A 10,523-nucleotide genomic window follows, 5' to 3' on the forward strand; every position below is an offset into this window, starting at 1 on the left:
GGCTGTCCCGCCCGCGGCGCGGGCCGGCGCCGCGCCGCCCCCCCCCCCCCCCTCCCCTGGGGGGTGGCGGCCCGGGCGGGGGGGGGGGGGGGGCGGCGCCGCACCCCCACCCCGCTGCTTCGCAGCGACCCTCCCCACAAGGGGGAGGGTAAGGTTCGGCGCCACCCGCTCGCATATCATCGAACTCATGGAGGGTCGGCAGTCATGACCTCCAGCCAATCCCACCGTCTCCCTTCCGGCGGTCTTGTCGACCGCTCGGCGCCACTGAACTTCCGCTTCGACGGCAAGGCTTTCTCCGGCTTCCAGGGCGACACGCTGGCCTCGGCGCTGATCGCCAATGGCGTCAAGCTGGTCGGCCGCTCGTTCAAGTACCATCGCCCGCGCGGCATCCTCACCGCCGGTTCGGAAGAGCCAAACGCGCTGGTCGAACTGCGCACGGGCGCTAGGCGCGAGCCTAACACCAAGGCGACGACGGCCGAGCTCTATGACGGGCTGGAAGCCGCGAGCCAGAACCGCTGGCCGTCGCTGCGCCACGATGTGATGTCGGTGAACCAGCTGTTCGCGCCGATCTTCGTTGCCGGCTTCTACTACAAGACCTTCATGTGGCCGGCGAAGTTTTGGGAAGCGATCTATGAGCCGGCGATCCGCCGTGCCGCCGGCCTTGGCCGCGCCGCCGGTGTTGCCGATCCGGACCACTACGACAAGGCATGGGCGCATTGCGATGTGCTGATCGCCGGTTCCGGTCCGGCCGGTTTGGCCGCGGCATTGGCGGCCGGCCGCTGTGGTGCCCGCGTCATCCTGTGCGAGGAAGATTTCACGCTCGGCGGCCGCTTGCTGTCGGACGGCGGCACGATCGACGGCCTGCCGGCAGCCGAGTGGCTGTCGCGGACGCTAGCCGAACTGGCAGATATGCCCGACGTTCGCATCATGAACCGCACAACGCTGTTTGGCGTCTATGATGGCGGCACCTATGGCGCGGTCGAGCGGGTCAACGATCATTTGCCCTCACCGCCCGAGCATCACGTGCGCCAGCGGCTGTGGCGGATCGTGGCCAAACGCTGCATCGTCGCGGCCGGCGCCATCGAACGGCCGATCGTTTTTGCCGGCAACGACACGCCCGGTGTGATGATGGCCTCCGCCGTGCGAACCTACATCGCTCGCTATGCCGCGACGCCGGCCAAACGCATCGCGCTGTTCACCAACAATGAGGATGGCTGGCGCACGGTCGAGACCGCGCTCGGTGCTGGACTTCAGATCGCAGCGGTCATCGACGCACGGCCTGATGTATCTCCAGCCCATCGTTCGCTGGCCTCCAAGGGTGGCTTCGCGGTGCTGCACGGCTCGGTCAGCGGCGTCGATGGCGGCAAGGGCGGTGTCCGGAAAATCGCGGTGTCGCTGACCGGCGGCGCGCGCGCGGAAGTCGAAGCCGACGGCCTCGCCGTTTCCGGCGGCTGGAACCCGGCGGTCGGATTGACCTCATACCATCGCGGCCGGCCGACATGGCGTGACGACATATCAGCCTTCGTGCCGGATGGCGCCCCTCCGGGCATGGTTGCCGCCGGCGCCGCCAATGGCGATTTCGGGCTCGGCGCCTGCCTGAGCCAGGGATTTGCCGCCGGCGCGGCGGCAGCACGTGATGCAGGGCACAGCGGCACGACGGGCATTGCGCCTGTCGCCGACGACGAGGCGTTTTCGCTGACGCCGCTCTGGCATGTCGCCGGCAGGGGAAAAGCCTTTGTCGATTACCAGCACGATGTCACCGCTTCCGACATCGAACTGGCGCAGCGCGAGGGCTTTGAATCGGTCGAGCACCTGAAGCGCTATACGACGCTCGGCATGGCCACCGACCAGGGCAAGACCTCGAATGTCGCCGGCCTCGCCATCATGGCTGCAGTGAGCGGCCGTTCCATTCCCGAGACCGGGACGACGATCTACCGGCCTCCTTACGTGCCGGTCGCCATCGGCGCCTTCGCCGGTCATCATCGCGACGAGACATTCCATGCCACAAGGCTGACGCCGTCGCATCACTGGGCCGTGGAACAGGGTGCGATCTTCGTCGACACCGGGCTGTGGAAGCGGGCACAGTGGTACCCCCGCGCGGGCGAGAAGGACTGGCTGGAATCGGTGACCCGCGAGGTCAAGGCGGTGCGCGGCGGCGTCGGCTTCTGCGATGTCTCGACGCTCGGCAAGATCGACGTGCACGGTCGCGATGCCGGCGCCTTCCTCGACCGCGTCTACATCAACACCTTCTCCAATCTTGCGGTGGGAAAAGCACGCTACGGGCTGATGCTGCGCGAGGACGGCATCGTCTATGACGACGGCACCACGTCGCGGCTGGCCGAGGATCATTATTCCTGACCACCACCACCGCCAAGGCCGGGCTGGTGATGCAGCATCTCGAATTCTGCCGCCAGGTGCTGTTCCCCGAACTCGACGTACAACTGACCTCGGTCTCCGACCAGTGGGCGCAATTCTCGATTGCCGGTCCCAGGACACGCGATCTGCTCAAGGAGATCGTCGATCCGTCTGAAGACCTGTCGAACGAAGGCTTTCCGTTCATGGGCGCGCGGGAAGTCAGCTTGCGCGGCGGACTCAAGGCGCGGCTGTTCCGCATCTCGTTTTCCGGCGAAATGGCCTTCGAGATCTCCGTGCCGGCACGCTTCGGCGACGCCATGGCACGCAATCTGATGCTGGCCGGCGCGCCGTTCGGTGTGACGCCTTACGGCACCGAGGCGCTCGGCGTCATGCGCGTTGAAAAAGGTCACGTCGCCGGACCGGAACTGAGCGGCACGACGACAGCCGCCGATCTTGGCCTCGGCAAAATGATGTCGACCAAGAAGGATTTCATCGGCCGCGTGATGGCCGGACGCGAGGCACTGATCGCCCCGGATCGCCAGGTCGTGGTCGGCATCAAGCCGACCGACAAGGGCCGCCGCTTGCGCTCTGGCGCGCACATCATCCCGAAGGGTCAGACGCCCGGCCCCGGCAACGACCAGGGCTATATCACCTCGGTCTGCTTCTCGCCGACGTTGGATCAGTGGATCGGGTTGGCCTTGGTCGAGCGCGGCCGCGAGCGGATCGGCGAAATCGTTCACGCGCATGATCCGTTGCGCGGTGAGGATTATGATGTCGAACTGTGCAATCCCGTCTTCTACGATCCGGATGGAGGGCGCCAGCGTGGCTGAGTTTTCCTGGGTTCCCCGCAGTCCGCTCGAGCATGCGCTTGTCGCCGGCGCGCATAGTGCAAACAGCACCGACGCCGGCGTTTCGCTGACCGAGATTCGCAATTTTGACCTGATCCAGGTGATGGCGCGACGCGGCCGAGCGGCTGAGCTGGCGAAAGCCGCCAAGGCCCGTTTTGGCGTGGCGGCCCCTGATGCGCCCAATGCGATACAGGCCAAGGACGCCACGCTGATCTGGTCGGGACCGGATCAGTTCTTCGTGCTGTCGAAGGGCGGCAAGCACACGATGCAGACGCTGGCGCCGGCATTGTCCGGTGCCGCCTCGCTGTCCGACCAGTCGCATGCGCGGGTCCTGATCAGCATTTCCGGAGCCAATGCGCGCGCCATGCTGGCCAAGCTGTCGTCGATCGATCTGCACGCTGGAGCGTTCCCGATTGGCGCTGCTGCCGCGACGTCGATGGATCACACCAGCGCCACGCTCTGGCGCGGGGGCGATCGTCCGGATGGGCTGGCGGTGTTCAATCTTCTGGTGTTTGCGACTTTTGCCGAAAGCCTGTGGGGCACGATGCTTGATGCGGCAGCGGAATATGACGTCGACGTCAGCCATTCCGAGGAACTTTAGATCTCGGCGCTGCCCCTCATTGCCCTGCCGGGCATTTCTCCCCGTAAACGGGGAGAAAGAGGCTGGCCGCAATGCCGCGCCATCTCTTTGGCGTTGGCACTTGGCGAAATCGGAGACGATAGCGTCCTTCGCCCCGTTTACGGGAGAAGATGGCGGCAGCCAGATGAGGGGCAGCGCTGACGTTTGGAAGACAAGGCTGATCTGTGAAATTCAACCTGAACCGATCGCGTCCCGACGCCACCTTCGCCTTGCCAAACGCAACCGCACTGCTATTCTTGCTGCTAAAATAATTTCACACACAGGCAAACTTGTTTCTCGAACCGCAGGGCTGAGATGAGCCAGTCGCCCTACCCCGCAATTGCAGCCGGACCGCCCTGGCCGAGCCTGATCCTGAGGCCTGGCCAGATCGCGCTGCCGCCGGGCATGGAGCGTTATACGATCCAGGGCAACGGCGCGGTGCTGATCGACATCGAGGCCGGAGACACGATCGCTGTGCACAATGTCGAGGGTGGCCAGGCCTGCGAGTTGCTGGCCTGGGACAAGACCGGCGCAACCGACCCCGGCATTTTTGGCGCGACATCGAACAGCAATGCCACCGGCATCAAGGCCGTGTTGACTGAAGGCGACGACAGTCTGGCATCCCTGCGCCGCGGGCTTGCGCGCCGGCAGGTACAGTTGGATCAAGCCAAGGCGGTGTGCGTGTTCGGTGGCGCCACGCCGGCCGGCACCGAGCAGGCTTTCACCGTCGCACGCGACGGCGCGATGATCATCGCCGCCCCGGGTGGGCCGATGCTGGTCGACGGTCACGACACGGCGACGCCACTGACCGTCATCGTCCGGCGCGCCACGATCCGCCCGGCCGCGAAATCGCAATTGGCCGATCCGCTGGCCGATCCGGTGCTCGATTTGCGGGTCCATTCGGCGACGGCGGAATCCTATTTCGTCAAGGCGGGCGACTATCTGCAGATCATCGATGTCGACGGGCGCCAGTGCACCGACTTCCAGTGCTTTTCGGCGCGCAAGCTGGACAAGGGTCTCGACCATCCGCTCGACGTGACGACGACCCGCACGCTGATGGGGTCGAGCTACCCGATGCCCGGCCTGCATTCGAAATACTACGACCAGGACATGGAGCCGCTGGTCGAGGTGGTTCGGGACACATGCGGCCGGCACGATGCGTTCGCGCTCGCTTGCGCGGCCAAATATTACGACGACATCGGTTACCCCGGCCACACCAACTGCTCGGAGAACTTTAATCGCGCGCTGGCCGACAAGGGCGTCACGCCCCGCGCCGGCTGGATGGCGATCAACTTCTTCTTCAACACCGCGATCGACGCGCATGGCGTCATGGTGTCCGACGAGCCGTGGTCGCGACCGGGCGACTATGTGCTGTTGCGCGCGCTCACCGACATCGTCTGCGTTTCCTCCGCCTGTCCCGACGACACGACGCCGGCCAATGGCTGGAACCCGACCGACATCCATGTGCGCACCTATTCCGGCCAGCACAAATTCTCGCGAGCGATCGCCAGACGCATGACGCCCGATTCGGAACCGAAAATGACCCGCGAGACATCCTTTCATTCGAGCTTTGCCAAGCACACCCGTAACTTTCAGGAGTACAGGGGCTATTGGCTGGCCAATTCCTTCGCCAAGGACGGGCCGATCGCCGAATACTGGGCCTGCCGGCAGGATGCCGTGATCATGGACCTGTCACCGCTGCGCAAGTTCGAGGTCACCGGCCCGGATTCCGAGGCTCTGTTACAGTACACGCTGACCCGCGACGTGAAGAAGCTTGGCGTCGGCCAGGTCGTCTATTCCGCCATGTGCTACGAGCACGGCGGCATGATCGACGACGGCACGCTGCTGCGGCTCGGCAAGGACAATTTCCGCTGGGTCGGCGGCGATGATCTGTCCGGCGAATGGCTGCGCGAGACAGCGGCAAAGCTGGGGCTCAACGTGCTGGTGCGTTCCTCCACCGACCAGATGCACAATGTCGCCGTGCAGGGACCGAAGAGCCGCGACATCCTCCGAGAAGTCATCTGGACCTCGCCGCTGCAGCCGTCGATCGATGAACTCGAATGGTTCCGCTTTGCGGTGGCGCGCATCGGTGGCGGCAACGGCATTCCCGTCGTCGTCTCGCGCACCGGCTACACCGGCGAACTCGGCTACGAGATCTGGTGCCATCCGCGCGATGCCGAAAAGGTGTTCGACGCCATCTGGGAGGCCGGCCAGCCGCACGGACTGAAACCGATGGGGCTGCAGGCGCTCGACATGGTGCGCATCGAGGCCGGGCTGATCTTCGCCGGCTATGAATTTTCCGACCAGACCGACCCCTTCGAGGCCGGCATCGGCTTCACCGTGCCGCTGAAGAGCAAGACCGACGATTTCATCGGCCGCGAGGCGCTGATCCGTCGAAAAGAGCACCCGCAGACAAAACTGGTCGGGCTCGACATCGATGCCAATGTCGCTGTCCGTCACGGCGACTGCGTCCATGTCGGCCGCGCCCAGATCGGTGTGGTCACGTCAGGCATGCGCTCGCCAGTGCTGAACAAGAACATCGCGCTTGCCAGGCTCGACGTCACCCACGCCGCGATCGGTACCGAAGTCGAGATCGGCAAGCTCGACAGCCATGCCAAGCGGCTGCCAGCGCGTGTCGTCGCCTTTGCGCATTACGATCCGCAGAAGACCAAACCGCGCTCCTGAGGACCGTTTTCACGACAAACAGGTCGGCCGGTCTGTAATTTCACCGGTCACGTGGATCCTACGCTCACAAGCGTGATGTGCATGGCTTCACAAAACGCTTGACCTGAAAGCGCGCCGGATCAATCTTCACTGTTAAGAAAAAAATACGACTGAGTGGAAACACCGGCAGTCGCTCAATGCATGCGTCGATGATGAAGCCTCGCGAAGTCGCGGCCGTCACGAACGGGGAACATCAAAAAAGGGGAACCAAGACACATGAGCACAATAGTAACTGCCCTGGAGCCGCTTGCGGAAGGCAAGCTGCACCGGAATATCGACTGGCGCGGCGCCTTCTGGGTGGCGAGCGGCGTCCCTGCCCTCGTCCTGTTTTCGATCGGCGGCATTGCCGGCACGACCGGCACGCTGGCCTTCGCGATCTGGATCTTCTCCATGATCATGGGCTTCCTGCAATCCTTCACCTATGCGGAGATCGCCGGCCTGTTCCCGAACAAATCCGGCGGTGCCTCGATCTACGGCGCCACCGCCTGGCTGCGCTATTCCAAGTTCATCGCGCCGCTATCGGTGTGGTGCAACTGGTTCGCCTGGTCGCCGGTGCTTTCGCTCGGTTGCTCGATCGCCGCCGCCTATATCCTCAACGCGCTGGCGCCGGTGCCGCTGTTCACCGACGCCTCGCCGGATGTCGTCGCCTATATCGCCGCGCATGCCGGGACGAGTGCCGCCGACGCCATCACGGCGGTGACCGCCGCGGCAACCCCGGCCATCCGCAACTGGACGCTTTACAGCCACACGCTGGGACCAGTCTCGTTCACGTTCAACGCGACCTTCTTCATCGGCGCGGTGCTGATGCTGATCATCTTCGCCATCCAGCATCGCGGCATCCTCGGCACGGCCAATGTGCAGAAATATATCGGCCTGCTGGTCATCATCCCGATGCTGATCGTCGGTGTCGTGCCGATCGTCACCAGCCAGATCAACTGGGCGAATTTCTCGCCGCTGGTACCTCTGGCGGCTGCCTATGCACCTGAACCCGGCGCCTGGAACATCGCCGGCTGGACGCTGGTGCTCGGCGGCATGTTCATCGCCGCCTGGTCGACCTACGGCTTCGAGACCGCCGTCTGCTACACCTCGGAGTTCAAGAACCCCGGTACCGACACGTTCAAGGCGATCTTCTATTCCGGCCTTTTGTGCATGCTGCTGTTCATCCTGGTGCCCTTCACCTTCCAGGGCGTGCTCGGCCTCAACGGCATGCTGGCAACGCCGATCGTCGATGGTTCTGGCGTCGCCGACGCATTGGCCGGCATGGTCGGTGGCGGTGCGCTGATCCACAGCCTGCTGGTGATGCTGATGATCCTGGCGCTGGTGCTGTGCATCATGACGGCGATGGCCGGCTCCTCGCGCACGCTCTACCAGGGCTCGGTCGACGGCTGGCTGCCGCGCTATCTCAGCCACGTCAACGAGCACGGCGCGCCGACCCGCGCCATGTGGACCGATCTCGTCTTCAACCTGATCGTGCTGGCCATCGCCTCGGCCGACGCAACGAGCTTCTTCTTCATCCTCGCCGTGTCGAACTGCGGCTATATCATCTTCAACTTCCTCAACCTCAATGCCGGCTGGATCCACCGCATCGACAACGGCCATATCGCGCGGCCTTGGAAGGCACCGAGCTGGCTGCTCGGGATCGGGGCGATCTTCGCCTATGTCAACGCCATCTTCATGGGCGCCGGCGCCAAGGTGTGGAACCCGATGGCGCTGTGGGCAGGACTGATCACAGCGGCGCTGATCATCCCGGTGTTCTGCTTCCGTCACTACGTCCAGGACAAGGGCAAGTTCCCCGACCACATGCTGGCCGACCTCGGCATGACGGGAGCCGACCTCGCGGTCAAAAAGGCGGGCATGCTGCCCTATCTGACGCTGGTCGCCGGCGTGGTGGTGATGCTGCTAGCCAACTGGTTCTTCGTCATCTGACGTTCCTGAAAAGTCGGCAGCCCGCCGTAACAAAGTGGACAATCGGCCGGTCGAAACGCGACCGGCCGATTGTCGTTTACTCTGCCGCCAGAGCCAGTTGGGGCCTTTCGGCTTTTTCGCTGGCCGCCAGATCGTCTTCCTTCTCGGCAACCCTCTTGGGCTCGCGGCCGAAGAACAGCGCGTAGCCAGCCGGCAGAACCAGGATGGTCAACACGGTGGCGACGAGGATGCCGCCCATCATGGCGTAGGCGAGCGGCCCCCAGAACACGCCGCGCGAGATCGGGATCAGTGCCAGCACCGCCGTCATCGCCGTCAGCACGATCGGCCGGAAGCGGCGCACGGCCGAGCCGATGATCGCTTCGGAGCGTTCCATGCCTCTCGCGATATCCTGGTCGATCTGATCGACCAGGATGATCGAGTTGCGCATGATGATGCCGAGCAGCGCGATGACACCGAGGATGGCGACGAAGCCGAACGGCGCGCCGCTGATCAAAAGGGCGGCCGCGGCACCGATGATGCCGAGAGGACCGGTTGCCAGAACCAGCATCGCCTTGCCGAAATGCTGCAGCTGGATCATCAACAGCACGACGATGACGGCCAGCATGATCGGCGCCTTGGCTGCGATCGAGGCCTGGCTTTCCGCCGAATCCTCCGCACCGCCCTGGATTTCGATCTTGTAGCCGGGCGCCAGCCCGTTACGCAGGCCCTGCATATCCTTGTACATCTTGGTGATGACGTCGTTGGACTGCACGCCGTCGGGCAACGTCGCCCGCACGCTGATGGTCGGCAAGCGGTCGCGGCGCCATTCGATGCCTTGCTCCAGCACCGGCACAACCTTGGCCACCTGCGACAGCGGCACGGACCCGCCGAAATCGGTCGGAATATAGACGGAGTCGACCGAGGACAGCAGGCTGCGGCTGGCATCCGGCTCGCGGGCGACGATCGACACCGTCTCCTCGCCGTCGCGGAAGTCGTCGAGCGGCACGCCGGACATAGCCGCCCGCAGCGTCTGGCGGATGCGCTGCGAGGTGACGCCGAGCGCACGGGCGCGATCCTGGTCGATGTCCAGCTTCATGGCCGGCACCGGTTCGAGCCAGTCGTCATGGACTGCGCCAAGAAGCGGATCCTCACGGAACTTCGCCTTCACCTGGTCGGCGATGCGGCGTACCTCCTGGCGATCCGGCCCCATGACGCGCATCTGCACCGGCCATCCGGTCGGCGGACCGAGGAACAGACGGTCGACCTTGGCGCGGATCGACGGAAAATCCTCGGCCAGGACGGTGCGCAATTTGACGATCAGCCGTTCGCGGGCCGGTTCGTCATTGGCCATGACGAGCAGCTGGGCAAAGTTCGGGTTGCTCAGCTGCTGATCGAGCGGCAGGAAGAAGCGCGGCGCACCCTCGCCGATATAGGTGGCGATGAAGCGCTTGTCCTTGTCGTCCATCATCTTGGCTTCTAGCGCCTTGGCCTGTGCTTCGACCTCCTTGACGCTGGTGCCTTCCGGCAGCCAGAGATCGACGAGGATTTCCGGACGCGAAGACTGCGGAAAGAAGTTCTGCGGGATGAACTGGAACGCCCACAGGCTGGTGCCGAAGGTCGCCAGCGTCATCGTCAGGACGATGATGCGATGGCGCACCGCCCAGCCGACGGTTCCGCGCAGCCGGCGATAGAAGCGCGTGTCAAAGGCGTCGTGGTGGCTGCCGGCATGCTTGCGCTGCTTGAGGATCATGTTGCCGAGCCATGGCGTGAAATACACCGCGACGAACCAGGAGACGACCAGCGCGATGCCGACGACATAGAACAGGGTGCGGACATATTCGCCGGCCGTCGAGGCGGCGAAGCCGACCGGGATGAAGCCGGCCGTGGTGATCAGCGTGCCGGTCAGCATCGGGAAGGCGGTCGAGGAATAGGCGAAGCTTGCCGCCTCGATCTTGACCAGCCCCTCTTCCAGCTTGCGCTCCATCATTTCGACGCACATCATGGCTTCTACGACGTCAAGTAAGATCGCTATGAACAGCGCGCAGCTCGAGTTGCGATGAAGAGAGATACGA

General features: G+C 64.3%; 4 protein-coding genes and 1 pseudogene. 4 read left to right on the forward strand and 1 reads right to left on the reverse strand.

What is annotated here, in order from left to right; genetic code table 11:
* Window positions 1-204 precede the first annotated feature (204 nt).
* The 4 genes and pseudogenes from NKJ06_RS32565 to NKJ06_RS32580 all read left to right on the forward strand — a co-directional run bounded on the left by NKJ06_RS32565 (window position 205) and on the right by NKJ06_RS32580 (window position 8,472).
* A pseudogene (locus NKJ06_RS32565) lies at window positions 205-3,185 on the forward strand (sarcosine oxidase subunit alpha).
* Window positions 3,178-3,804 (forward strand): sarcosine oxidase subunit gamma, encoded by a 627-nt coding sequence (locus NKJ06_RS32570; protein ID WP_352812065.1) that lies wholly within the window; start codon window positions 3,178-3,180, stop codon window positions 3,802-3,804. The pseudogene NKJ06_RS32565 and the gene NKJ06_RS32570 overlap by 8 nt, the downstream one beginning before the upstream one ends.
* A 333-nt stretch (window positions 3,805-4,137) precedes the next feature.
* Entirely contained in the window at window positions 4,138-6,507 is a 2,370-nt protein-coding gene (locus NKJ06_RS32575) for a trimethylamine N-oxide demethylase (RefSeq protein ID WP_352631519.1), read from the forward strand.
* A 255-nt stretch (window positions 6,508-6,762) separates the two neighbouring features.
* On the forward strand, window positions 6,763-8,472 hold the full coding sequence (locus tag NKJ06_RS32580; RefSeq protein WP_352631517.1) for a trimethylamine N-oxide permease: 1,710 nt from the start codon (window positions 6,763-6,765) through the stop codon (window positions 8,470-8,472).
* Between the two features lie 76 nt (window positions 8,473-8,548).
* On the opposite strand, the gene NKJ06_RS32585 is transcribed toward NKJ06_RS32580, so the two are convergent.
* On the reverse strand, window positions 8,549-10,523 hold a 1,975-nt coding region (locus tag NKJ06_RS32585; protein ID WP_352812067.1), incomplete at its 5' end, for an efflux RND transporter permease subunit.

It is taken from the genome of Mesorhizobium sp. M0293, assembly GCF_040321735.1.
Classification (GTDB): Bacteria; Pseudomonadota; Alphaproteobacteria; order Rhizobiales; family Rhizobiaceae; genus Mesorhizobium.

What these genes read in the sequence shown, in the direction of transcription:
- NKJ06_RS32580 (WP_352631517.1), top strand. Translation starts at nt 6,763, where the DNA reads ATGAGCACAATAGTAACTGCCCTGGAGCCGCTTGCGGAAGGCAAGCTG.
- NKJ06_RS32575 (WP_352631519.1), top strand. Translation starts at nt 4,138, where the DNA reads ATGAGCCAGTCGCCCTACCCCGCAATTGCAGCCGGACCGCCCTGGCCG.